Source organism: Pseudoalteromonas sp. FUC4, from assembly GCF_008370255.1.
Classification (GTDB): Bacteria; Pseudomonadota; Gammaproteobacteria; order Enterobacterales; family Alteromonadaceae; genus Pseudoalteromonas.
The window spans coordinates 168182-192546 of the sequence record NZ_SEUI01000006.1 but is presented as its reverse complement, the minus strand read 5'-3'; the positions used below and the strand labels follow the sequence as shown (position 1 = coordinate 192546).

Sequence of the window (24365 nt, the reverse complement as noted above, 5' to 3'; positions counted from 1 at the left end):
ATCTCTATTTTGGGAACAAATAACCAGGAGGGAGTCGTAAGCCACTTGGTATATTCAAGTGGCTCTATTGCACTATTATTGTGCGCTGGCGCGCACTGTAGCAAGGTGTTTAGCAAAATCTTCTGCGTTTAAAAAGCCGGTTACACGTTGTGTAGTTAACTCTTTACCTTGGGTGTTAAAAAACAAAATACTAGGTAAACCAAACACGGTGTACTCTTCCATTAGCTCAATTGTTTTATTATCACTGTTAGTTAAATCAACTTGAATTAGCTGATAATGGCTAAACTCACTTTGCACTTTGGCATCAGGAAACGTGTAATGCTCAAACTCTTTACACGCCACACACCAGTCGGCATATAAATCGACCATAACCATTCGACCTTCGTCGTTTGCTTGTGCGACTGCTTCTTTTAGTTCAGCTAAATCAGCCACCTTTTTAAACTCATTACTTTGCGAGCTTACCTGCACAGTTTGTACTGGCCAAAAGTAGTTTTTAGTTAACGTAAACCCTGTAATAACTAACAGCGTTGCAGCAAACCATAATGCAGTTTTTAATTTGCTTTGCGTTTGACTGCTTTGCCAATGATGTAGGTAAAGTGCTGTTGCTAATGCAAGTACACCTGCCATTAATAATATAATGTCGGCGCTTACTAGTCGCTCAAGTAATATAAGCGGCACAACAAGCATTACAAAGCCAAACAAGGTTTTAACTTGCTCCATCCAACCACCTGCTTTAGGCAGTAGTTTACCGCCAGATGTACCCAGTAATAACAGTGGTAATCCCATGCCTAAACTAAGCACATAAAGTGTTAAACCGCCCACTAAATAATCGCCACTTTGCGCTACAAATAATAGTGCAGCCGACAGTGGCGCGGTAGTACAAGGTGATGCTATTAACCCCGACAGTACACCCATTAAAAATACACCAACGTAGTTGCCGCCTTTTTGATTGTTACTTACCTGAGTTAACTTGCTCATCATACTGCTTGGCAGTTTTATTTCGTACCAACCAAACATCGACATAGCCAATAATACAAACAATAAACTAAAGCTAACTAATACAAATGGATGCTGTAAATATCCCTGCACTTGCCCACCAAGCGCCGCAACAACTAAGCCTAGTGCTGCATAGGTAACTGCCATGCCTTGTATATATACAAACGATAGTGCAAACGCTTTTTTAGTTGAAAGGTTTTGCTGACCCGCAATTAAGCTCGATAAAATAGGAAACATTGGAAATACGCAAGGCGTAAAAGCAAGGCCTACGCCTACTACAAAAAATATGAGTAAATTAGTTATTAAGCTCTGACTTGCTAACTGCTCAGTAAAGGTGAGTTCTTTTTCGGCATCATCCGAATTTATTGTAGGTTCAGTAGCCGGCTCGTTGAGTGCTGCAAATGTACTTTGCGCAGTTGCTGCTTCATCTGTAGTGTTATTTTGGTCTACATTTTTAACCTGTGCACCACTAATAACACTAAATGGGATGCTGATTACTTCTGGTGGATAGCAAAGCCCTGCTTTTGCACAGCCTTGGTAACGAACTTTAACCACAGCGCCTTCGGTTACATTACTTAGCTTACTAATAACACTCGCGGAATTAAAAAAAACCTCTGTTTTGCCAAAAAATTCATCTTCAATAATTTCGCCACTGCCAGAGTCGCCTACTTGAATGTTTGCACCTTTGGCGATAATTTCTATTTTCTTTTTATATAAATAATAGTCTGGCGCTATATCCCAACCTACAAACAAGGTACTGCCTTGTTGGTCAAAATCAAAAACAAACGCTTGGTCTACAGGTAAAAAAGTCTGTTGCGGAGGCCCAAGTAGATCACCAAGCACATTATTAGTCGCAGCCTTTACGGGTACGGTTAATAATGTAACCAACAATAAAAAGAAAAAACGCATTAATTCAGTACCTCGTCCATCCAATTAAAATACGCCAAATTACCTGTTGAAACTTCTACAACCTGAATCTCCGGCACTTCGTAGCTATGTAGCTCTTTTATTGTTAAAAACACATCGTTCATTTTATCTGCTTTTGTTTTTATAAGTAGCTTGGCTTCAGTTGCTTCTGCTACTTCACCCTCCCACATATAAATAGAGCCCATGTTAGGTAAAATATTTACACAAGCTGCTAGCTTTTTTTCTACCAACGCCCTTGCTAGGCTGCGTGCTTCTGCTTCGTCTTTGCAAGTCGTAAAAATCATTTTAAAATGCGTAGTCATTATGAACCTATTCTTATTGGACAGTGTCTAGCTTCATAGTATCTGATAGCCGATACAATGTGTAGACGCTTAAATATCAGTAAAATGACTATACCTATGCCCTAACCTTGAAAAGAGACCTAGTCACCCTCATTTATATTTCATCAACTCTTTTGAGTGTCATTATTTAGAGAGCGCTATGTTTAGATTTTTATTTGTGTTGTTTATCATCATCCCTATTATCGAAATCGCCTTACTGATTCAAGTAAGCGATGTGATTGGCGGATTTGCAACAATTGCACTTGTTGTTATTACCGCGATTTTGGGTGCCAAAATGGTTAAAACACAAGGTATGGGTGCGCTGCAAAACGTACAAGCGCAAATGGCGCAAGGGCAAATGCCAGCCAAAGAATTATTTACCGGAATATGCGTTGTAATTGCAGGGGTATTATTACTTACTCCTGGCATTATGACCGACGTGTTTGGGTTACTATTATTAACGCCTGCAATTCGTAACAAACTGGCCGCAGGCCTTGCTAGTCAAGCAACTGTTAGAATGAGCGCAGGTAGGCAACAAGGGCCATCGCCGTTCGCTGGCCAGCAACATGCTGAACGAGAGCAAGGGCAAATGGAACGACCAACGACTATTGATGGCGAGTATGAGAGAAAAGATTAAAAATTTATCATTTTTTCTCTTGGAATTTTTCACTCTACCCCCATTAATGAATGCAAATTAGAAAAGCTTTTTTCTGTACTGTTCAGAAACTGTTAGGAGAACTAAAAAACATGAACATTCGTCCTTTACAAGATCGCGTAATCGTTAAACGTCTAGAAGAAGAAACAAAATCTGCTGGCGGTATTGTATTAACTGGCTCTGCAGCTGAAAAATCAACTCGCGGAGAAGTTGTAGCCGTAGGTAATGGTCGCGTTTTAGATAACGGTGACGTGAGAGCGTTAGAAGTTAAAGCCGGTGACACTGTGTTATTTGGCTCATATGTTGAAAAAGTTGAAAAGATCGAAGGTCAAGAGTACCTGATCATGCGTGAAGATAATATTTTAGGCATTGTAGGCTAAACCTACTTTTCGTTTATAAACATTCAAGAATTTAGAGGAATTTAAAACATGGCAGCAAAAGAAGTACTTTTTGCAGGTGACGCACGCGCTAAAATGCTAACTGGCGTAAACATCCTGGCAAACGCAGTAAAAGTTACATTAGGTCCTAAAGGCCGTAACGTTGTACTAGACAAATCATTTGGCTCTCCAGTTATCACTAAAGATGGTGTATCTGTAGCAAAAGAAATCGAACTTGAAGACAAGTTTGAAAACATGGGCGCACAAATGGTTAAAGAAGTTGCATCTAAAGCAAATGATGCAGCCGGCGATGGTACAACTACCGCTACAGTACTTGCACAGTCTATTGTTAATGAAGGCCTTAAAGCTGTTGCAGCAGGCATGAATCCAATGGATCTTAAGCGCGGCATCGACAAAGCAGTTATTGCTGCTGTTGCAGAGCTTAAAGCATTATCTGTTCCTTGTTCTGATACAAAAGCAATTGCACAAGTAGGCACTATTTCAGCTAACTCTGATCAAGAGATTGGTAACATCATTGCACAAGCAATGGAAAAAGTAGGCCGTAACAGTGGTGTTATTACTGTAGAAGAAGGTCAATCACTTGAAAACGAACTAGATGTTGTTGAAGGCATGCAGTTTGACCGTGGTTACTTATCTCCTTACTTTATCAACAGCCCAGAAAAAGGCACTGTTGAACTAGATAACCCATTTATTCTACTTGTAGATAAAAAAATATCTAACATCCGCGAATTATTACCAACATTAGAAGCGGTTGCTAAAGCAAGCAAACCACTACTAATCATCGCAGAAGACCTTGAAGGCGAAGCACTAGCTACATTAGTAGTTAATAACATGCGCGGTATTGTTAAAGTATCAGCTGTTAAAGCACCTGGCTTTGGCGATCGTCGTAAAGCAATGCTACAAGATATCGCTGTATTAACTGGCGGCACTGTTATTTCTGAAGAAATCGGCTTAGAGCTTGAAAAAGCAACAGTTGAAGACCTAGGTACAGCTAAACGCGTAATTATCACTAAAGATGATACAACTATCATTGACGGTGCTGGTGAAGAAGCGGGTATTACTGGTCGTGTTTCTCAAATTAAAGCACAAATTGAAGAAGCTACATCAGACTACGATAAAGAAAAACTTCAAGAGCGCATGGCTAAACTAGCTGGCGGTGTTGCAGTAATCAAAGTAGGTGCTGCTACTGAAATCGAAATGAAAGAGAAAAAAGACCGCGTTGAAGATGCATTAAATGCAACTCGTGCAGCGGTTGAAGAAGGCGTAGTACCTGGCGGCGGTGTTGCACTTGTACGTGCTGCTAGCAAGCTAGTTGATTTAGTTGGCGACAACGAAGATCAAAACCACGGTATTAAAGTTGCACTTCGTGCGATGGAAGCACCACTTCGTCAAATCGTAACAAACGCAGGCGACGAAGCATCAGTTGTAATTAACGCAGTTAAAGGCGGCGACGGTAACTACGGTTACAACGCAGCAACTGGCGAATACAACGACATGATTGAAATGGGTATCCTAGATCCAACTAAAGTAACACGCTCTGCGCTACAGTTTGCAGGGTCAATTGCGGGTCTAATGATCACTACTGAAGCAATGGTAGCTGAAATCCCTAAAGATGAATCTGCTGGTGCACCTGATATGGGTGGCATGGGCGGAATGGGTGGTATGGGCGGCATGATGTAATAAACATCACCGTTTAAGCACCTCGCTTATATAAAAAACCAGCTTCGGCTGGTTTTTTGCTTTTTAATACTAATTCTATTGCTATTGCTCAATTTATACCCACATCTAAGTTACGTATAACTAAGATTTATATTAAATGGATTTATTAAGTAATAACACAATATTCATCTTCTTTGTTTTTGTTGCCCTTGTGACTGGGTTATTTTCATTCGTAGTTTGGGCTATGCTCAAAATGGTCACGTGGGGTAAAAGTATGTCTAAGGGGGCTTATTTATTTTTAGCATTCTTTCCGCTTATTTCACTGATGCCCATTCCGCCACCTACCTACGAAAATGTACAAAAAGCAAAACAAGAACAAAGAAAACGCAAAGAAGACTCAGGTGATCCACCCGATGATGAAGACGAACTCGCAAGTTAATTAATATCATATACTGCGGGCATATACCCTGCTAAGTCGCTAACTAATATAATAAAAAGTACATTTATTTAATAGTACGAAGTAAACCAAACATGGCTAACGTTCAACAGCATATCGGCAGCATTGCATTAGTTGTTAAGGACTACGACGATGCCATTGAGTTTTATACTCAAAAGCTAAATTTTGAATTAGTCGAGGATACTGATTTAGGGGATGGTAAACGCTGGGTGTTAATTTCACCTCCAAATTCAAACGGGGCTTGTTCAAATGGGACTAATTCGAGCAGGACTAGTTTACTGCTTGCTAAAGCCACAACGCCCGAACAGATGAGCGCTATTGGTAATCAAACGGGTGGTCGCGTGTTTTTATTTTTGCATACCAATGACTTTTGGCGAGATTATAATTTAATGCTTTCTAAAAGCGTTACATTTAACGAAGAGCCTAGAGTAGAACCCTATGGCACCGTAGTGGTTTTTGAAGACCTATATGGTACAAAATGGGATTTATTACAGCTTAATAATTAGTAATGAAAAGCAGCGCTTAAACTCACGTCACTTTATTAACTAACTCTCTTACGATTGCGAATAAATCACTGGGTAGCATGCCCCTTTGCCCATCTCGCTCACTGGCGATATCACCTGCTTTAGCGTGCAGTGTTACACCATAGCGTGCTGCTTCATCAATACTTAAACCTTGAGCGAGTAATGCACCAATAATACCAGTAAGTACATCACCACTGCCGCCGACGGCCAGTGCCGGGTTGCCATCTTCACATACCCACGTGTGCTGGGCATTATCTATTAATGTTCCAGCGCCTTTTAATACACAAGTCGCGTTATAGCGCTTGGCGCAAAGGCGGGCATAATTAAAGCGGTCTGATTCTATGTCGCTGGTGCTAACACTTAGCAGTCGCGAAGCTTCGCCTGGGTGTGGCGTAAGTACACATTTATCTAACATATATGATGAAGCTTGCTTAGCGAGTAAGTTAAGCGCATCTGCATCTATAACCAATGGCATTTTATTGTTTTGGCAATATTGCATTACTTCATCGAATGTTTGTTGTGCCCACTCGTCTTGCCCAAGCCCTGGGCCAATAACAACGCAGCTTGCCCACTCTAACGCTTGATGTAAGTTATTACTGCTTACCATAAGTTCTGGTCTGCCAATACTAATAGGCGTTATTGAGCTTTCGTGTGTATACACCCTTACCATACCAGCACCCGCTCTAAGAGCGGCTTCGCTACTTAACCTAATTGCACCTGCAGTACCTTGATTGCCACCAACACATAAAAGCTTGCCATGGCTGCCTTTATGACTATTGATTGCCCGCGTGGCTATTCCTTTAAAGCTATTAATATTTATCAAGGTCCCTGATGATTGAGCTATACAGGTAAACGCATCACCAATTGCTAAATCATCAAATACTAACTTACCAGTATATTGTTTACCTGCAGTCGTTGTGAGTCCTTGCTTTATACCCACAAAAGTAACGGTTGAAGTCGCTTGTACTGCGCATCCTAAAGGCTGGCCTGTATTTGCTTCAATACCTGATGGAATATCAATGCTTATTACGGGCTTATCACTGTTATTTACCGCGTTAATTATATTCGCAAAATTATCGCGCACGGCGCTATTAAGCCCAGTACCAAGGAGCGCATCAATAACGATATCGCACTCATTAAGAGCATCTTTTGTAAAATGAGAAACCACCCCACCCGCTTCTATCCATAGCTGCTGCGCTTTTGCAGCATCACCGTTTAATGCTTTATCAGGTTCAGCTGCGCATACCGTTACCTTTTTACCTGATTGCATAATAAGCCTAGCTACAACGTAACCGTCTCCAGCATTGTTACCATGACCAACAATGACTAATGTATGCTGTGCATCAAATAACTGCCATTGCTTATATACAGCCTCTCCTGCTCGCTGCATTAGGGTAAATAAATCGCAATGACTATTTTTAGCCGCTAAAGCTTCATTATCTCTTACTTGTTGTACGGTAAATAAGGTTTTATTAAGCATAAAGGCTCCTTTAATAGGTGATACTTCACCTTATCAAATACTTATATCTAGCGGCTAGTTCTGTTGGCAATTTAAAACTGCGATTTTATTTAAAATCTAACTTAGCAAAATACGCCCAAGCCAATTTGGACATGACCAACATGAGCACGTCTAACTTGAGCAAGGTGAGCTAATTAAAGTACAATGCAGTTAATTAAAGGCTTGGTTTACTTGTAACCCAAGCCTGTTTATTTTTAGGTAGAGAAAAGCATGGCACAAACTCGCGGTAACTTATTTATTTTGTCAGCCCCTTCAGGTGCTGGTAAATCAAGCTTAATCAATGCGTTATTAAAAAAACACGCAGATATGAAAGTATCTGTATCACATACAACTCGCGCCCCTCGCCCAGGTGAAGAAAATGGTGTGCATTATCACTTTGCATCTACAGACGAATTTAAAGCGCTTATTGCCAAAGATGACTTTTTTGAATGGGCCCAAGTGTTTGACAATTACTACGGCACATCAAAGCAGGCTATTGAGTCGCAACTTGATGCGGGTATTGACGTGTTTTTAGATATTGATTGGCAAGGCGCTCAACAAGTGCGCAAAATAATGCCAAGCGTAAAAACTATTTTTATACTACCTCCTTCAAAAGAAGAGCTTGAACAACGCTTAAATAATCGTGGTCAAGATTCGGCTGAGGTTATTGCCTCTCGTATGGCAAAAGCACAATCTGAAACATCACATTATAACGAATACGACTATGTAATTGTTAATGATGACTTTGAGACTGCGCTTGGCGACATAGAAATGATTGTAATGGCGCAGCGCTTAACCCTAAAAGCGCAAGAAGAACGCCATCAAGTTTTACTAAATAGCCTGCTTAAATAATTTAAGTCCATTAAAATTAGGCTTAGACAAGTAAAACTGATAAAAATTGAACACTGGCTATTGGCGAAAGTGGCTGCTTGCAGTAAACTACGTCTTTGATTTAAATTATTTTTGGAGTGCTGTGATGGCCCGCGTAACAGTTGAAGATGCAGTAGATGCAGTTGGTAATCGTTTTGACTTAATTTTAGTTGCGGCTCGTCGTGCCCGCCAAATTGCTGTTGGTGGTAAAACTCCACTAGTAGACCCTGAAAACGATAAGCCAACGGTAGTTGCTTTACGTGAAATTGAACTAGGTTTAGTTGATAGCTCTTCAATGGACTTAATTGACCGTGAAGAACAACAACACCAAGAAGCAGCTGAATTAGCTGCTGTTGCTGCTATTGTTGGTGGCAACCAATAATCGACCTCCCGGTCTGATTTAGCCAACGGCGCAGTATTTCTACTATAGCCGTTGGCAATCCTCTCTTTTCATCGTATATTCGTAGCTTACCTAATTTGCTTCACTAGGGCTGTTTATCTTTCGAGGTTAAATTTGCAGTAGTATGTTTGGTATTTAGGCAAGGCAGAGCCTATGTAGTGTGGTTATTCCCCATAAATAGGCGATAACGCAGCATAAATGCAAAACATGCGCTGCCTAAAGGGTTCTGCCTAGGGGCACTTTACTCTTTGTTGCTCGATTTTTGCTTAGCCCGCTAGGCTAAAAATCTCGCGCCGCGATTAAATCGCCCCTAGATTGAACAAATTTTAATCCTGAAAGGTCAACAGGCCCTAGAACATTGGAGTGTGAATGTATCTTTTTGAAGGTCTTAAAAAGAAAATCTCAGAATACTTGCCCGCTGCTGATGTAGAGCTGGTTCAAAAATCTTACGTGGTAGCCCGAGAGGCCCATGAAGGACAAACTCGCTCGAGTGGCGAACCTTACATAACGCACCCAGTAGAAGTAACCCAAATTCTTGCAGGCATGCATCTTGACCATGAAACGCTCATGGCCGCGCTAATGCATGATGTAATTGAAGATACTGATTTTAGTCAGCAAGATTTAGCCGAGATATTTGGCGAAACTGTTGCAGAACTAGTTGAAGGTGTGAGTAAGCTCGATAAGCTTAGCTTTAAAGATAAAAAAGAATTCCAAGCTGAGAACTACCGCAAAATGATTATGGCAATGACTCAGGATATTCGAGTCATTTTAATCAAGCTTGCTGATAGAACACACAACATGCGTACTTTGGGCGCTTTACGCCCAGATAAGCGCCGCAGAATTGCACGTGAAACACTAGAAATTTACGCACCAATTGCAAACCGTTTAGGTATTCACGATATTAAAAATGAGCTTGAAGACTTAGGTTTTCAAGCGTTATACCCTATGCGTCATCGCGCACTTAAATCGGAAGTTGCTAAAGCACGCGGTAATCGCAAAGAAGTTATTACTAATATCCAACATGAAATAGAAGCACGTCTTGAAGAATCAGGCATTAAAGCAACTGTGTCAGGCCGTGAAAAACATTTATATAGTATTTATAAAAAAATGCTTAATAAAGAACTGCTATTTAACGAAGTTATGGATATTTACGCGTTTAGAATTGCAGTTGACTCTATGGATACCTGTTATCGTGTATTAGGCGTAGCTCATAGTCTTTATAAACCTATTGAAACACGCTTTAAAGATTATATTGCAGTACCAAAAACAAACGGTTACCAATCGCTTCATACTTCATTAGTTGGTCCACACGGTATACCTGTTGAAATTCAAATTCGTACTCACGATATGGATCATATGGCCGACAAAGGTGTAGCGGCGCATTGGATGTATAAAAAAGCAGGTGATGGCGCAGGTAATACTTCACAGCAACGTGCTCGCCAATGGATGCAGAGCTTATTAGAGCTTCAGCAAAGTGCGGGTTCATCATTTGAATTTATTGAAAATGTAAAAACTGAGCTATTCCCAGAAGAAATTTACGTATTTACACCAGATGGGCGTATTGTTGAGCTACCAATGGGTGCTACCGCAGTTGATTTTGCTTATGCCGTGCATACAGATGTAGGCAACACCTGTGTAGGCGCGCGCGTTAATCGCAAGCCTCATCCTTTAAGTAGGCCCTTAGATACAGGGCAAACTATAGAGATAATAACAAGCTCAGGTGCTCACCCTAATGCAACATGGCTAAACTTTATTGTTACTGGTAAAGCGCGTTTAGGCGTTCGTAATTACCTTAGAAGCCAGCATCATGAAGAAGCTATGCTTTTAGGGCGCCGCTTACTTGATTCGGCATTGGGTGAGAATAAACTAGATAGCATTGCTGATGAAAATATAGCAAGGGTACTTGAGGAGCACGAACTAACAACGCTTCTTGAATTACTTGTAGAAATTGGCTCTGGTAACCTAATGAGTATGTTAATTGCCAAACGCCTATTACAAAATGACAGTGACGACTTAACTGATATTACCAGCCAAGCTAAAGCGACCATTATTGGTACTGAAGGCATGCTAGTTAATTACTCTAAGTGTTGCCGACCTGTACCTGGTGATGCTATTACAGCTCATGTAAGCCAAGGTAAAGGCCTGACCGTTCACCGCCAAGAATGTAAAAATATCCGTGGCTGGGAAAATGAGCGTTCTAAATACTTAGTTGTAAAGTGGGACGACAACCCAGAGAAAGAATATATTGCAGCTCTGAGAGTTGAAATTATTAATCATCAGGGGGCTCTGGCTAAATTAACCAATGTTGTTACTACAACCCAGGCCAATATTGTAGAAATTACCACCGATGAAAAAGAAAGTAATTTATACGTGATAGATTTAGGGGTTACCGTTAAAAACCGTATCCACGTTGCTAACATCATGCGCCGCATTCGCGTTATGCCTGATGTACAAAAAGTCTATCGTAAAAAGTAAAATAGGAAACACATGAATAAAGCATTTATCTCTACCGACAAAGCACCTGCTGCCATTGGCACTTACAGCCAAGCAGTTAAAGTAGGCACTGCTGTTTATTTATCTGGTCAAATTCCATTAGTGCCAGAAACGATGGAAATGATTTCAGAAAACTTTAGTGAGCAAACGCATCAGGTATTTAAAAATATCACTGCGGTATGTGAAGAAGCAGGCGGGCAAATTCAAGATTTAGTGAAAATAAATATTTATCTAACTGATTTATCTAACTTTGCTACTGTAAATGAAGTGATGAGCCAATACTTTAAGCAACCTTACCCAGCGAGAGCTGCATTAGGTGTTCGTGCACTGCCAAAAGGTGCACAAGTTGAAATAGATGGAATAATGGAACTTCCTTCTACCAATTAAGTATTACAGGCTATAGAGCCTCTCTATAGCCTTTCTTTTCCTCTTAGCACTTCGTTCTCTGTGACTTCTTGACTCATAAGTGAATTTCTAGCAATCTGTGAATCTGTGGTTGTGTTTTACAAAACAAACTTAACTTAAGTAGTAAAAAAGGATTAACTCGTGTTTAAGCTTGCTAACAATGGAAATGTTTTACTTGATGTAAAAGAACATATTCCTCCCAGCGCTGCATTTATTTTAGAGGCTCTCGAAAAGTCAGCTTTTTGCGACTGTAAAATAAATAATGATGCTATTAATGATTTTTTCAAAAACGAAAACACACAACACACTTTGGTTGTAGCAACAAAACACAATGCCACTTTAAATGTAACTATTAGCGACGATAAAATGCTGGCTATTGGCGAGTTAACACTTGCCCAAGGCGGAAAGCTATTAAGTCTAGAGGATGCAAAAAAACAGCTTATTAAAGCAGGAATTGTTCGTGGCTATAAACAAGCATTTTTAGAGCTGTTACTGCAAAAGCAATTTGAGAACACAGCGGGTTCTGTAGTTAAAGGAGTATTAGCTAAAGGCAGACTTCCAAGCGACGGTTTAGCTACAAAACTAATAACAACCGTAGAGACTTTAAAAGACCGCTTAAAAACCCCCAAGCTCAAAGAAGATGGCAGCGTGGATATGCGCGACTTTGGCAAGCTTGCAAGCGTAGAACCAGGCTCTGTGCTTATTCGCCAACAACCAGCAACTCCTGGTAAAGAAGGCTTTACCGTAATAGGTGACATACTGCCCGCAAAACCCGGAGAAAATAAACAATTAGTCGCAGGCGAAGGCACCGAAATATCAAAGCTAAATCCGCTTGAACTAGTCTCTACTATTGCAGGTGTTCCGGTTGAAATTAATAATGGTATGCGTGTCGACGATATTTTTACCATTTCAGATGTAAACGTAAAAAGCGGCCATATTGACTTTCAAGGCAGTGTTATTGTTACGCGCAATATAGACCCTGGTATGAAAGTAACAGCCAAAGGCGATATTACTATATTTGGCACTGTTGAATCTGGGGAGCTTACCGCAGGCGGAAACATCACTGTTAAACAAGGCATTATCGGCCATCAAAAACCCGACGAACAATCACTGTCTTGTAAGCTTATTGCACGAGGTGATATTCATGTCTCTCATTCACAGTATTGCTACCTAGAAGCAAATAATATTTTTATTGATCGTCAAACAAGCCACTGTGTAATGAAAGCTAAACGCTTACTGCAAGTTGGTCAATCAGGCTTACCTAAGGGTAAAATATTTGGTGGCGAAATACTTGATGCAACAACCCTCATTGCTGGCGAAATAGGGAATGAATCAGGTGCTAAAATGATTATTAATTTAGCGGCTTCTGGTGCTGAAATAACAGCAGATACCGATAACTGCTTTAAAGATTTAGCTAAAACAGATTCGCAATTAGATACACTTCAAACCGCGCTAGAGAAAACAAGTTTAGTAGCTGACGTAGAAAAGAGGAAAATATTAATTACTAAAATTGGTGCTACTCAAAAACATTATTGTGAGCAAGCAGAACAGTTAGAAAAACGTCTTTCAGACTTAGATCACGACTTACATGATTTGCTTAACGACGCTAATTTAGCGGTAAATTCTGTTTTGCATTCAGGTGTAGAAATTCATATTTTTGATAAAGTGCTCAAAACAATCCGCAATTACCCTCCTTGCAACGTTAAACTTTTGAATAACAAAATTGAAATAGAGTTTAAAACAAGCTAAAAACTGAGTGCTCTATTGAGCACTCAAATTAATTAACGTCTTAAAGTAAACCGCTTACCTCAGCATGTGTTTGCTGCGGCCATACACCCACTTGTACTTGACCAATATGCTGTTTTTGTAGCAAGAGCATAGCTAAGCGCGACTGCCCTATTCCACCGCCAATTGTTTGCGGAAATTTACTTTGTAGTAGCGCTTTATGCCAATCAAACTCTAAGCGGTCTTCATCTCCCGTTATACTTAACTGCGCTTTTAAAACCTCAGGACTTACACGTATACCCATTGATGATATTTCAAATGCGTCTTCAAGTACTGGGTTCCATACTAAAATATCACCATTTAAACCCATGTATTGATCGCACGTTGGCGTAGACCAGTCATCGTAATCTGGCGCTCTTACATCATGGATTTTGCCATCACCAAGCGCGCCACCAATACCAATTAAAAATACAGCACCATATTCTTGTGCAATGGCTTTTTCGCGTTGCTTGGCGCTAAAGTCAGGATACATTTTACGTAGCTCTTCACTGTGCACAAACTTAATGTCGTCCGGTAAAAAAGGCGTCAAACCATAAGACTCACTTACAAAAGCTTCAGTCTCTTTTATTCCTTTATAAATAGATTGAACAGTTTGCTTTAGTGTTGCCAGCGAACGCTCTGTGGTTTCATTAATTACTTTTTCCCAATCCCATTGATCAACATATACAGAATGAATAGGACTTAATGAATCTTCATCTGGGCGCAAAGCTTTCATTTGAGTGTAAATGCCCTCACCAACACCAAAGCCATAAGTTGCCAGTGTTTTACGTTTCCACTTAGCCAATGAATGCACCACTTCGTAGCGGCTATCTGTAATCGCTTTCACATTTACAGCAACTGCGTTTTCATGGCCGCTTAAGTTATCTTGCGTGCCGTCACCTACTTTAGCCAAAATAGGGGCTTGAACCTCAACCAGCCCAAGTTGGATTTCTAGTTGCTGTGAAAAAAATTGCTTAACTTTACTTATTTGCTGCTGTTGCTGCACATAGTGTGAACTCATAATAATTGGCCTCATTCCCAGTTATTGTTACTTGCTTAATTGATAAAAAGCGCCCTAATGAGCGCCTTTAATGAAGTTAATGTAACGATTTGATGAATTAATTCAATATCCCATAACAAAAATAGCTTTAATATATAAAAACCATTAATTAAGTGGTATAAAAATCATATATTCGATAATTTTATGAGAAAAATAGAATGGAAAATTATTTAATCGATAATCTCGATAAACAGATACTTCATGCATTAATGGAAAATGCCCGTACTGCGTACGCTGAATTAGCAAAAAGATTTAATGTAAGCGCGGGGACAATTCACGTAAGAATTGAAAAAATGAAGCAAGCAGGAATCATTACAGGCACTCAATTAACGATTAATACTAAACAGCTCGGCTACGATGTGTGTTGCTTTATAGGTATTAATTTAAATAACGCACGTGACTACCCACAAACACTTATAAAGCTAGAAGCATTGGAGGAAGTGGTAGAGGCTTATTACACAACAGGTAACTACAGTATATTTATAAAGGTAATGACAAAGTCCATTGATCACTTACAAGATGTGCTGATTAATAAAATACAGGCAATAGAAGCCATTCAATCAACAGAAACACTAATTTCTCTACAAAATCCAATTAGCCGTACGGTAATGCCTTAACTGTAAAAATCTCGTATAATTGCCGAAAAAAGAGGATAACCATGCAGCAAACTCGCTATCAAAGAATCGAAGACGTACTTTCGCGCCGTCAAACAGACTTAACCGTGTGCTTAGAAGACGTGCACAAACACCATAACTTATCTGCAATAGTACGAAGTGCTGATGCGGTTGGTTGTCATCACGTACATGCTGTATGGCCTGAAAAGCAAAAATGGCTAACTAATAATACCTCAGGTGGTAGTAAAAACTGGCTAGAGACGCACTTACATAGAAATATTGATGATGCTGTTACTGCAATGCGTGAACGCAATCCAGAAATACAAATCTTAGCGACTCACTTATCAGAAGATGCCGTTGATTTTAGAGAAGTAGATTACACCAAGCCAACGGCTATTATTGTTGGACAAGAAAAAACGGGGATATCAGAAAAAGCCCTAGAATATGCCGATCAAAATATTATTATTCCAATGCAAGGCATGGTGCAATCGCTAAATGTTTCGGTTGCTGCTGCGCTAATATTGTTTGAAGCACAGCGCCAACGCGAGCTGGCTGGTTTATATAATAGAGATATGTTGAGCGCCGAAGTTAAACATCCACTTTACTTTGAAGGCTGCCACCCTATTATCGCAAGGCAGTGTAAACAAAAAAAACTACCTTATCCTGCACTTGATGAAAACGGCGAAATAGTCGCTGACGAGCAATTTTGGCAAGCTTTAAAACATACTTGATGGACTAAAGCTCTGTAAGTACACTTAACTTATTCACAAATAATAAGATTGATATAATTTGTCTAAACCTAGCTTAAATCAATACCCAATTACAGAGCTCAAAGGGGTCGGCCCAAAAATGGCTGAGCGTTTGTTAAAGCTAGGTATTTTAACTGTACAAGATATGCTTTTTCACTTGCCACTTCGCTATGAAGATCGCACTCGCTTATACGCGATTAGTGAATTGTCACTGCATAGCCATGTGAGTGTTGAAGCAACAATTGAAACAAGCCAAATCACGTTTGGAAAAAGACGCATGCTTGTTTGCCAAATCAATGATGGTACTGGTAGGCTTACACTACGATTTTTCAATTTTACCGCTGCACAAAAAAACGCATTTAGCGCTGGTAAAATAATACGTTGTTTTGGTGAAGTACGCCGCGGCCGTGTTGGCTTTGAAATGAGTCATCCTGAATACAGCATCAGCGATACCTCTAACGAGCAGCCGGTAGCGACGACATTAACACCCGTTTATTCAACAACCGAAGGCTTAAAGCAGCTATCGATTAGAGCTTTAAGCGAGCAGGCTATTGATTTACTGCATAAATACTCAGTAGAAGAACTACTGCCTTCACAGTGGCAGCCATCAAATATGCCGCTAAGTGACGCCTTATTATTACTGCACCGTCCACCAAATGATGTTGATGTAACTGCATTAGAGCAAGGTACTCACCCTGCTCAGCAACGTCTTGTATTTGAAGAGTTACTTGCTCAAAACCTCAGCTTATTAAAAGTACGAGAGCAAGGGCAACAAGTTAAAGCTGTGGTATTAAATCCGGTAAACACATTAGAAAGCCAATTTTTAGAGCAACTTCCTTTTTCACCCACAAATGCGCAAAGCCGTGTAGTTGCTGAAATTAAAGGTGACATGCAACACGCGTATCCCATGATGCGTTTAGTACAAGGCGATGTAGGCTCAGGTAAAACTCTAGTAGCAGCACTTAGTGCACTAACAGCCATTGCGCAGGGCTTTCAAGTCGCTTTAATGGCTCCTACTGAAATTTTATCAGAGCAGCATGGCGTTAATTTTACAACATGGTTTAATCAACTAGGTATAACAGTTGCTTGGCTTGGCGGTAAAACAAAAGGCAAAGAGCGCGTAGCAACACTTGAAAAAATAGCCTCTGGTGAAGCGCAAATGATTGTAGGTACTCACGCTTTATTTCAAGATGAAGTTAAGTTTAATAACTTAGTGCTTATCGTTATTGACGAACAACACCGCTTTGGTGTCCACCAGCGTTTATCACTGCGTGAAAAAGGTAAGTTTGGTGATTGTTACCCTCATCAACTAGTTATGACTGCAACACCCATCCCGCGTACACTTGCTATGACCGCCTACGCCGACTTAGAAACTTCTGTGATTGATGAGCTACCACCTGGGCGTACGCCAATCACAACAGTGGCACTTCCTGATACTCGCAGAGACGATATTATTGCCCGCGTTAAATTAGCGTGTAACGAGCAAGGCCGCCAAGTTTATTGGGTGTGTACACTTATTGATGAATCTGAAGTACTGCAATGCCAAGCCGCCGAAGACAGCGCACTGCAGTTAAAAGAAGCGCTACCAGAGCTAAACGTAGGCTTAGTACATGGGCGAATGAAATCAGCTGAAAAACAAGCCATCATGAGCGAGTTTAAAGCAGGTAATATACATGTTTTAGTTGCCACTACGGTTATTGAAGTTGGTGTAGACGTCCCTAATGCGAGCTTAATCATTATAGAAAACCCTGAGCGCTTAGGCTTAGCACAGTTACACCAATTACGTGGGCGAGTTGGCCGTGGCGCTACTGCATCGCATTGCGTACTTTTATACCACGCACCACTGTCTCATACTGCTCAAAAGCGATTAGGCGTACTACGCGATAGTAACGATGGTTTTGTAATAGCAGAGCGCGATTTAGAAATTCGTGGCCCTGGTGAAGTACTCGGTACAAAACAAACAGGGTTAGCCGAGTTTAAAATTGCCGATCTTACCCGCGATAAACACATACTTAATCAAGTAAGGCCAATTGCACAGCAAATGCTTAAGCAACATCCAGAGGTTGTTGACCCGCTAGTTCAACGTTGGTTGGGTAACAAGCAAAATTACGCGCAAGCGTAATCACTCTATTTTCGATACTTTTGAGTTTGCTAAGTTAATTTACTAAATTAGCTTACTAAGGATATAAAAAAGCCAGCTCTAAACAATATAGAGCTGACTGATGATATCTAAATAGAGCAGCATAAAAGCGATTAGCGCCCTTTACTGCTCTTAGTTAAATTTAAGCTTTGTTAAGCTCAAATATAAGCGATGTTTGCGGGAATGATATTGGCATTTGTAAACCAAACTGCATTAGCGCTTCACCTGTAAATGTTTGACCACTTATCGCAGCAATAGAAGATGGACGATACTCTTCAAAATTTACCGGCCACACTAAATTAAGTGTGTACTGCGCATCGGCATCTAGACCAACAAAACGAAGCTTATTAGGCGCTGTACGCGGTGTTTCGCGAACGCTGTTATAGGCAAATAACGCTTTTGTTTTTTGCTCATCGATTAAACCAAAGTTAATTGATAAATCGTCGCTATCTAGGCGGTATAAATCGGCAGCATGAATAAATTCACGATGCTCTTTATGAAGTGCTATTGCCGCTTTAAGTGCATTGTATTCGTGATCGGTCAGCTCTCGTGGGTCCATTTCGATACCCATGTGGCCAAACATTGATACCGCAGCACGCATTTCAATACTTACATTACGCCCTGTGATATGACAATCGCGTGGGCCTACGTGTGCACCCATTACCGACGATGGGAAAAAGAACGAACATCCACGCTGTATTTCAAGGCGATCAAGCGCATCGTTTGAATCTGACGTCCATACACGGTCTGTGTGAGCAAGCACGCCGTAATCTACACGTGCACCACCTGATGAACAGCTTTCTATTTCAAGCCCTGGGTGCGCCGCTTTAATACGGTCAATTAAACGATACAGTGCCAATGTTTGTTGGTGCACTGCTGGCTTACCATCAAAATTACCCGCATGGTTAATATCGCGGTTCATATCCCATTTAATGTACTTAATAGTTGGGTATTCAACTAAAATATCGTCAATCGCTTTGTATAGGTACTCAACCACCTCAGAGCGCGTTAAATCAAGTACGAGCTGATTTCTAAAGCTTAACTGTTCGTTGTTTTGAGAGCCTAAAACCCAATCAGGATGCGCGCGGTATAAATCGCTATCTGGGTTTACCATTTCTGGTTCAAACCAAATACCAAACTCCATACCTAAGCTATTAACATGATCTATAACTGGCGATAAGCCATCGGGGTAAATTTTGTAATCTACTGTCCAATCACCTAAGCCAGCATTGTCGCCACGGCGGCCTTTAAACCAGCCATCATCAAGTACAAAACGCTCAATACCTAACGGCGCTACTTTGTCGGCTAGTTGCTTAAGCGTATCTACGTCGTGATCAAAGTAAATGCCTTCCCATGTGTTGTAATGCACAGGGCGTGTTTTTTCACACTGTGCTTGGCTAAGTAAATTAGCTTTAACAAAACGATGAAAATTACGAGAAAGCGCACTAAAACCTTCACTCGAAAACGAGCCATAAATGCTCGGGCTTTGATACGTTTGACCTTTAGCAAGCGTAAGCTCACCAGGAAGTAATAGCTCGCCCATTTGTACATAACGGCGCCCTTCAGCTAAAAGCTCTGCACGTAGTTTATTGTTACCACTCCAACCTAAATGAAAGCCGTAACATTCACCGTGTTGCTCGCCTGCATTTTCGTTATGCACTAATAAACCAGGAAACACATCGTGTGATGTTTTGCCTTTACGGTTTTCACGTACAAAGCTGCCAAGCACTAAATCAACCGATTGACGTTGGAATTCGTTTGACCAACGACCTTCAAAGCTCACTATTTTGCTTACGCTATCTGGCAATTGAAATGTTGGCGCTGCGCAAAAATTAACACTTAATGGCGAATCACCTAAATTAGTTAATACAGTATATGCGCTCAATACGTCAGTATTTTTATCAAGCGTGATGCTGTGTACTACTTCAATACCACGAAGCTTATCTACGCTTACAAATTCAAGTGTTGCGGCTGAAGGCTGACGCACTTCTTGAAGCTCTGGCCCAACTGACCATGCGATTGAGTCGTTTACAAGCTCAAGGCCTGGCGCGCCAGTAAAGCCTTCGCCTAATAAAGGAGATAGAGAAATAGGCGCTTCTTCAACCACGGCACATTTTACTTCTTGACGAGTTGCTAGCTGAGTAAGCATTGTTTCAGTTGTTTGCTCAGATAGGCGTTTACCAAAGTACAGTAATGCCGGTGTTTTGCTCTGGCAGTCGAAAATAACGGTGCTGTTTACACTGTCTAATCGATAAAATGATTTAGTGTCGGCCATGATTTTCCTATCCTCTTGTTCATTGTGTGAGTTATAAATATAACGAAAATTAGTAAGCTACACTATTTACTAAATGCATCTCTTTGCTTGAGCCACAATCTATCAATCAGATGGTGACTCTCAATAATAATAGTATATATCATACAAATTGGGTTTTGATAGTCTTTACATCGCAAATAGTCAGATAAACTCACTGGAAGTACCACTGCAATAAAAGGTATTAAACTAACCTTTACTTTAAAGCTCTGTTATTGCTTCTAATGTATATAAAAAAATCGGCCAGAGTTGCCCCATGACCGATTTTGTCAGCTTAAACTATTTACAATCTATTTTTGTACTTGTGCTTGTCCTGCGTCATCAAGTGCCGGTGTTTTACCTGCCCATTCCGCGCTTAAACCAAACACTACTTTATTTACAGTTAGCGCAAAGGCTACACATACAATCAGTGTAATTGGCATTAAGTGAATGTAATGAATGTCAGTATGTAGTGGTGAGTTTGCAAACGTAAGCATGCCGTACATTACAACACCTAAAATTACTGCTGCAATACCTGCACGTGCATCAACATTTTTAAATAATAAGCCCACTACAAAAATTGAGAATATAGGCATACTTAATAAGCCATTTAATTGCTGTAGCAAGTTAATAATACTGTCTGCTTGCTGGTAAATTGGTACAAGTACCAATGTTAAGCTTGTTAGTAGCAATGTTACGTAACCACTTAGCTTTACCACACTTGGCTCTTTATTGAAGTAAGCTTCGTGAATGTCACACACGTATAGTGCTGTAGCTGAATTTAATAAGCTGTTGTAAGTAGACAGCACTGCCGCGGCCATTGCCGCAGCGAACACACCGGTTAACCATGCTGGCATTACATCACCCACAATTCGACCATAAGCAGCGTCGCCAATATCGCCATAAAGTTTAAACGAAATAATACCCGGTAATACCACAATTGCAGGAACGATTAAAAAACGAATACCCGCAGCTGCAAATATACCTTTTTGCGCTTCTTTAACATTAGGAGCAGCCATTGCTCGTTGCGTAATTGTTTGGTTAGTACCCCAGTAATACATTTGAATAAAGATCATACCGGTTAAAAGTGTCGGCCATGGAATAGGTGAATCAGCATCGCCGATGAGTGTTAAGCGCTCCTCTGGAATACCCGAGAAGTCATAGTCAATGGCATTTAGTGCTAAAAACACCACTAAAACAGCCATACCCAGTACCAGTAAGCCGTTGTAAGTATCAGACACTGCAACTGCACGTAGACCACCAAAAAACGCATAAATAGCACCTACAATGGCAAATGCGGTGGCAATATACATTAGCGGAATATCAACCTTAAACATGGTTTGCATAAACAGTGCACCTGAGTAAATTACCGCTGGCATGTAAATAAGTGCATTACCTAAAAAGAATAATCCCCCAATAACAGCGCGAATATGTTTGTTGTTATAGCGCTTTTCTAAAAGCTCTGTGGTGGTAGTACAATTGTATTTGTAATAAACAGGAATAAACACTTTGGCTAAAATAATCAAACCTATAATTGCTGCAAGCTCCCACCAAACAAGCAAAGCCATTTGGTTGCCATTCATACCTACAAGCTGATCAGTACTTAAATTAGTTAATGTGATTGAACCTGCAACAAACATCCAAGTAAGGCCACCGCCCGCTAAAAAATACTCTTTGGTTTGGCTTTGTCCGTTATTACGATTTTGGCCTCGGCATTTCCAATAAGTAAGGCCACCGATTAAAGCGGTGACAAAAACAAAAACCACCAGCTGTAAAATGTTGTCTGACATGTGTGTGTCTCCTGCGCGTTACGCGCAATGTCTGTGTAATAAAAAAGTGCACACTACAGCGCGTGCGCATCTCGACTTAGTTCTAACTTAATTTGCTTTAAAGGCATAAGTTCGGGACGTTGGTTGTGCAGCTTTACCAATGCATTTAACTGAAACAGTGAAATAAGCATACTGTTAAGCACACTTAGGTAACCTTGCTTGTGTAAGTTTGCAACGGTATCGCTATCTAAAGTTTGCAGTTTGTCTTCATCAACGGTGCTCAAACCTTGAATAGTTTGGGTTTCGCCTTGTTCAAACTGCAATACAATATCTATGTTTTTAATAAGCCCTAAACGCGCTACTTCTTGAGTAAATTGATACGTTTGATAATCATTTTTTAAATCGCTCTCAAGTAGTTTTTGCTGTGAATTTAAAAATAAGCTTGGGTTACCTTTAGCATCAAATAGTGCCTCGCCTTGCTGCGTATTTGCGGCTGAGCTTTGCTCATCAATCGCAATAAAGTAGTCGCTGCTATTTGCTTCACGGGTAATTAAATAAAGAGGGTAAGTTTGTATACATACCGGTGTGTAAAGCGCCTGCCACTGGTCGTTATTAACCAATAAACTTTGCCCAGCACTAAAGCTTGTTAAACCCGATACGGTATAACTGCCGTTTTGCGTATTTCGCGCTAAAAATAGAGGTAAGTCGCACGCGGCTTTTGCCACTTCGTTAGCTCTTAGATTAACTAAGTGCTGCGTTTTTGCGTATTCAACACCTGCATTATGTTTAACTTTTAATGCTTGGTGCTGAGTATTAGATAGTTCACTAATAGCCATAGTTACACATCCTTAAACTGGGTTAGCCGCTAACCACTGCTCAATATAAGCGCGGTGTGGCGGCAAAGTTTGCAACATCTGCTGTGTAAGCTGGCTGTTACGTTCAATTATTTGTTTGGCTTGCGCGTCTTGTGAATACAAATAAGCCTGTTTAGTAAAATCTGGTTTAAAGCCCATGCCATATAAAACGTACTGGTAGCTGGCGGCTGGAAATAACTCTAATGCGCCATGAAAATCTTGAATAAGTGGGCCACGGCTTCCCCAAAGAAGTAAGTCTTCTTGCAAGGTTTGTGGAATAGTATCGGGCTGTACATGCGCTTGCCAGTAAGGTTCTGGACGCTTGGTTAGCATGTAATGCAGCTTTAAAAAGTCGATAATGCGCTGCCAGCGGTAGTCCATTTGCTCGTTAAAGCGTTTAGCTACAATAGGCATTACTTGTGTATCTGCTGGCATATGCTCTGCTACAAAGCGTGCTGAAATTTCAACAAGCATAATAGCGGTTGCTTCAAGCGGCTCTACAAACCCTGCTGACATACCAATAGCCACACAGTTTTTATGCCAAAACTTTTCACGGTAGCCCGACTCAAAGCTAATTTTACGGGCGGTTAAGCCGTTTGCAGCATCACCTAAATAGTTACGTAAGTTTTGCTCTGCTTCTTTATCTGATAAAAATTTGCTTGAATAAACATGCCCTACACCACGACGATGCGTTAAGCCTATATCCCATATCCATCCAGCGTTTTGCGCTGTTGCTATGGTATGGCTTGCTAAGGAGTCATCGTTTTCATCGTAAGGGACTTGCATCGCCAGTGCGCTGTCGTTAAATAGTACGTGGTCCATTTTTTTAAATGGTACGTTGAGCGCTTGGCCTAATAACAATGATGAAAAACCAGTACAGTCTATAAATAAATCGGCGTTTATAGTGCGGGTTTGATCTTTTAGAGTAAGCTCATTTATTGCACCATCGTCATCAAGTTTTACCTGATCAACAGTACCAATAATATGCTCTACTCCAAGCTTACTTTTACAATGCTGTTTAAGCATTTCTGCAAAAGCGCCGGCATCTAAGTGATAAGCGTAATTACAATTACCTTGATATTCACCTTGCGCTATACCTCTTGGGGCTAAGCTTGCTTCGCAAATATCATGTTGAAAATTAGTTTGCTGTGCAAAGTCTTCAACATTATCTAAATAAGGGGCTAAATCTATGCGGCCATAGCCTAGCGGTACAGTAAATGGATGGTAGTAAAAATCGTTGTGGCCGTGCGTCCAATTTACAAATTTACCACCTTGCTTAAAGGTAGCATTACAGCCTTTAAATACATCAACTTCACGCAAGCCTATTTGCTGAAGTGTGTTTTTCATGGTGGGCCAGGTACCTTCACCTACACCAATTGTTGGAATATCTGACGATTCAACCAACATCACTTTTAAGCCGTCACCATTTTTACCTTGGTGATACGAAGCTATAATTGCAGCGCTCAGCCATCCTGCTGTACCACCGCCAACTACCGCTACTGTTTTTATTGCTTTATTCATAA

General features: G+C 40.6%; 21 protein-coding genes. 13 read left to right on the top strand and 8 right to left on the bottom strand.

Annotated elements, in window-relative coordinates:
* Positions 1–75: 75 nt before the first annotated feature.
* Positions 76–1905: a protein-disulfide reductase DsbD gene (locus EU510_RS17055; RefSeq protein WP_149594475.1), complete on the bottom strand. Its 1830-nt coding sequence runs from the start codon at positions 1903–1905 to the stop codon at positions 76–78.
* On the bottom strand, positions 1905–2225 hold the full coding sequence (gene cutA, locus EU510_RS17050) for a divalent-cation tolerance protein CutA (protein WP_002958839.1): 321 nt from the start codon (positions 2223–2225) through the stop codon (positions 1905–1907). Before cutA ends, EU510_RS17055 begins: the two co-directional genes overlap by 1 nt.
* Positions 2226–2403: 178 nt before the next feature.
* On the opposite strand from cutA, the gene EU510_RS17045 reads away from it, so the two are divergent.
* From EU510_RS17045 to EU510_RS17025, 5 genes are all read left to right on the top strand, one after another.
* Positions 2404–2880: an FxsA family protein gene (locus tag EU510_RS17045; protein ID WP_002958838.1), complete on the top strand. Its 477-nt coding sequence runs from the start codon at positions 2404–2406 to the stop codon at positions 2878–2880.
* A gap of 110 nt (positions 2881–2990) precedes the next feature.
* Positions 2991–3278, top strand: a complete 288-nt coding sequence (locus tag EU510_RS17040) for a co-chaperone GroES (protein ID WP_002958836.1) — start codon at positions 2991–2993, stop codon at positions 3276–3278.
* Positions 3279–3326: 48 nt separating this feature from the next.
* A complete protein-coding gene (gene groL, locus EU510_RS17035) occupies positions 3327–4976 on the top strand; it encodes a chaperonin GroEL (RefSeq protein ID WP_002958835.1) in 1650 nt (549 codons plus the stop codon).
* 223 nt (positions 4977–5199) lie between these two features.
* Positions 5200–5394: a hypothetical protein gene (locus EU510_RS17030; protein ID WP_188085436.1), complete on the top strand. Its 195-nt coding sequence runs from the start codon at positions 5200–5202 to the stop codon at positions 5392–5394.
* A 92-nt stretch (positions 5395–5486) separates the two neighbouring features.
* Complete coding sequence (locus tag EU510_RS17025) at positions 5487–5918, top strand: VOC family protein (protein WP_149594474.1); 432 nt, start codon at positions 5487–5489, stop codon at positions 5916–5918.
* Positions 5919–5940: 22 nt separating this feature from the next.
* Here the strand turns inward: EU510_RS17025 and EU510_RS17020 are convergent, their stop codons facing one another.
* A complete protein-coding gene (locus tag EU510_RS17020; RefSeq protein WP_149594473.1) occupies positions 5941–7416 on the bottom strand; it encodes an NAD(P)H-hydrate dehydratase in 1476 nt (491 codons plus the stop codon).
* A gap of 249 nt (positions 7417–7665) precedes the next feature.
* Between EU510_RS17020 and gmk the strand changes: the two genes are divergently transcribed.
* From gmk to EU510_RS16995, 5 genes are all read left to right on the top strand, one after another.
* On the top strand, positions 7666–8286 hold the full coding sequence (gene gmk, locus EU510_RS17015) for a guanylate kinase (RefSeq protein ID WP_149594472.1): 621 nt from the start codon (positions 7666–7668) through the stop codon (positions 8284–8286).
* Between the two features lie 124 nt (positions 8287–8410).
* Positions 8411–8686 (top strand): DNA-directed RNA polymerase subunit omega, encoded by a 276-nt coding sequence (gene rpoZ / locus EU510_RS17010; RefSeq protein WP_002958829.1) that lies wholly within the window; start codon positions 8411–8413, stop codon positions 8684–8686.
* A 387-nt stretch (positions 8687–9073) separates the two neighbouring features.
* On the top strand, positions 9074–11179 hold the full coding sequence (spoT, locus tag EU510_RS17005) for a bifunctional GTP diphosphokinase/guanosine-3',5'-bis pyrophosphate 3'-pyrophosphohydrolase (RefSeq protein ID WP_002958827.1): 2106 nt from the start codon (positions 9074–9076) through the stop codon (positions 11177–11179).
* 12 nt (positions 11180–11191) lie between these two features.
* The gene (locus EU510_RS17000) at positions 11192–11584 is read left to right on the top strand and encodes a RidA family protein (protein WP_149594471.1); all 393 of its coding nucleotides are present in this window, start codon (positions 11192–11194) and stop codon (positions 11582–11584) included.
* A gap of 159 nt (positions 11585–11743) precedes the next feature.
* On the top strand, positions 11744–13351 hold the full coding sequence (locus tag EU510_RS16995; RefSeq protein WP_149594470.1) for a DUF342 domain-containing protein: 1608 nt from the start codon (positions 11744–11746) through the stop codon (positions 13349–13351).
* Positions 13352–13391: 40 nt separating this feature from the next.
* On the opposite strand, the gene asnA is transcribed toward EU510_RS16995, so the two are convergent.
* Positions 13392–14387, bottom strand: coding sequence for an aspartate--ammonia ligase (gene asnA / locus EU510_RS16990; protein ID WP_149594469.1), 996 nt, complete (start codon positions 14385–14387; stop codon positions 13392–13394).
* A 197-nt stretch (positions 14388–14584) separates the two neighbouring features.
* On the opposite strand from asnA, the gene asnC reads away from it, so the two are divergent.
* Genes asnC through recG form a run of 3 tightly spaced genes read left to right on the top strand, consistent with a single transcriptional unit; the run spans position 14585 to position 17911 of the window.
* A complete protein-coding gene (gene asnC, locus EU510_RS16985; RefSeq protein ID WP_024595831.1) occupies positions 14585–15043 on the top strand; it encodes a transcriptional regulator AsnC in 459 nt (152 codons plus the stop codon).
* 41 nt (positions 15044–15084) lie between these two features.
* Positions 15085–15771, top strand: a complete 687-nt coding sequence (gene trmH / locus EU510_RS16980) for a tRNA (guanosine(18)-2'-O)-methyltransferase TrmH (RefSeq protein WP_007580009.1) — start codon at positions 15085–15087, stop codon at positions 15769–15771.
* Positions 15772–15829: 58 nt separating this feature from the next.
* Positions 15830–17911: an ATP-dependent DNA helicase RecG gene (recG, locus tag EU510_RS16975; RefSeq protein ID WP_149594468.1), complete on the top strand. Its 2082-nt coding sequence runs from the start codon at positions 15830–15832 to the stop codon at positions 17909–17911.
* Between the two features lie 160 nt (positions 17912–18071).
* On the opposite strand, the gene EU510_RS16970 is transcribed toward recG, so the two are convergent.
* The 4 genes from EU510_RS16970 to EU510_RS16955 form a co-directional block, all read right to left on the bottom strand.
* Positions 18072–20204, bottom strand: a complete 2133-nt coding sequence (locus EU510_RS16970; protein WP_149594467.1) for an alpha-galactosidase — start codon at positions 20202–20204, stop codon at positions 18072–18074.
* Between the two features lie 326 nt (positions 20205–20530).
* A complete protein-coding gene (locus EU510_RS16965; RefSeq protein WP_149594466.1) occupies positions 20531–22009 on the bottom strand; it encodes an SLC5 family protein in 1479 nt (492 codons plus the stop codon).
* Positions 22010–22062: 53 nt separating this feature from the next.
* A complete protein-coding gene (locus EU510_RS16960; protein WP_149594465.1) occupies positions 22063–22824 on the bottom strand; it encodes a SapC family protein in 762 nt (253 codons plus the stop codon).
* Between the two features lie 12 nt (positions 22825–22836).
* Positions 22837–24363, bottom strand: a complete 1527-nt coding sequence (locus EU510_RS16955; RefSeq protein WP_149594464.1) for a tryptophan halogenase family protein — start codon at positions 24361–24363, stop codon at positions 22837–22839.
* Between the last annotated feature and the right edge of the window lie 2 nt (positions 24364–24365).

Bases quoted from the DNA above. Each gene is read 5' to 3' on its own strand.
- EU510_RS17055 (WP_149594475.1), bottom strand. From the start codon at position 1,905: ATGCGTTTTTTCTTTTTATTGTTGGTTACATTATTAACCGTACCCGTA.
- cutA (WP_002958839.1), bottom strand. From the start codon at position 2,225: ATGACTACGCATTTTAAAATGATTTTTACGACTTGCAAAGACGAAGCA.
- EU510_RS17045 (WP_002958838.1), top strand. From the start codon at position 2,404: ATGTTTAGATTTTTATTTGTGTTGTTTATCATCATCCCTATTATCGAA.
- EU510_RS17040 (WP_002958836.1), top strand. From the start codon at position 2,991: ATGAACATTCGTCCTTTACAAGATCGCGTAATCGTTAAACGTCTAGAA.
- groL (WP_002958835.1), top strand. From the start codon at position 3,327: ATGGCAGCAAAAGAAGTACTTTTTGCAGGTGACGCACGCGCTAAAATG.
- EU510_RS17030 (WP_188085436.1), top strand. From the start codon at position 5,200: ATGCTCAAAATGGTCACGTGGGGTAAAAGTATGTCTAAGGGGGCTTAT.
- EU510_RS17025 (WP_149594474.1), top strand. From the start codon at position 5,487: ATGGCTAACGTTCAACAGCATATCGGCAGCATTGCATTAGTTGTTAAG.
- EU510_RS17020 (WP_149594473.1), bottom strand. From the start codon at position 7,416: ATGCTTAATAAAACCTTATTTACCGTACAACAAGTAAGAGATAATGAA.
- gmk (WP_149594472.1), top strand. From the start codon at position 7,666: ATGGCACAAACTCGCGGTAACTTATTTATTTTGTCAGCCCCTTCAGGT.
- rpoZ (WP_002958829.1), top strand. From the start codon at position 8,411: ATGGCCCGCGTAACAGTTGAAGATGCAGTAGATGCAGTTGGTAATCGT.
- spoT (WP_002958827.1), top strand. From the start codon at position 9,074: ATGTATCTTTTTGAAGGTCTTAAAAAGAAAATCTCAGAATACTTGCCC.
- EU510_RS17000 (WP_149594471.1), top strand. From the start codon at position 11,192: ATGAATAAAGCATTTATCTCTACCGACAAAGCACCTGCTGCCATTGGC.
- asnA (WP_149594469.1), bottom strand. From the start codon at position 14,387: ATGAGTTCACACTATGTGCAGCAACAGCAGCAAATAAGTAAAGTTAAG.
- asnC (WP_024595831.1), top strand. From the start codon at position 14,585: ATGGAAAATTATTTAATCGATAATCTCGATAAACAGATACTTCATGCA.
- trmH (WP_007580009.1), top strand. From the start codon at position 15,085: ATGCAGCAAACTCGCTATCAAAGAATCGAAGACGTACTTTCGCGCCGT.
- EU510_RS16970 (WP_149594467.1), bottom strand. From the start codon at position 20,204: ATGGCCGACACTAAATCATTTTATCGATTAGACAGTGTAAACAGCACC.
- EU510_RS16965 (WP_149594466.1), bottom strand. From the start codon at position 22,009: ATGTCAGACAACATTTTACAGCTGGTGGTTTTTGTTTTTGTCACCGCT.
- EU510_RS16960 (WP_149594465.1), bottom strand. From the start codon at position 22,824: ATGGCTATTAGTGAACTATCTAATACTCAGCACCAAGCATTAAAAGTT.
- EU510_RS16955 (WP_149594464.1), bottom strand. From the start codon at position 24,363: ATGAATAAAGCAATAAAAACAGTAGCGGTAGTTGGCGGTGGTACAGCA.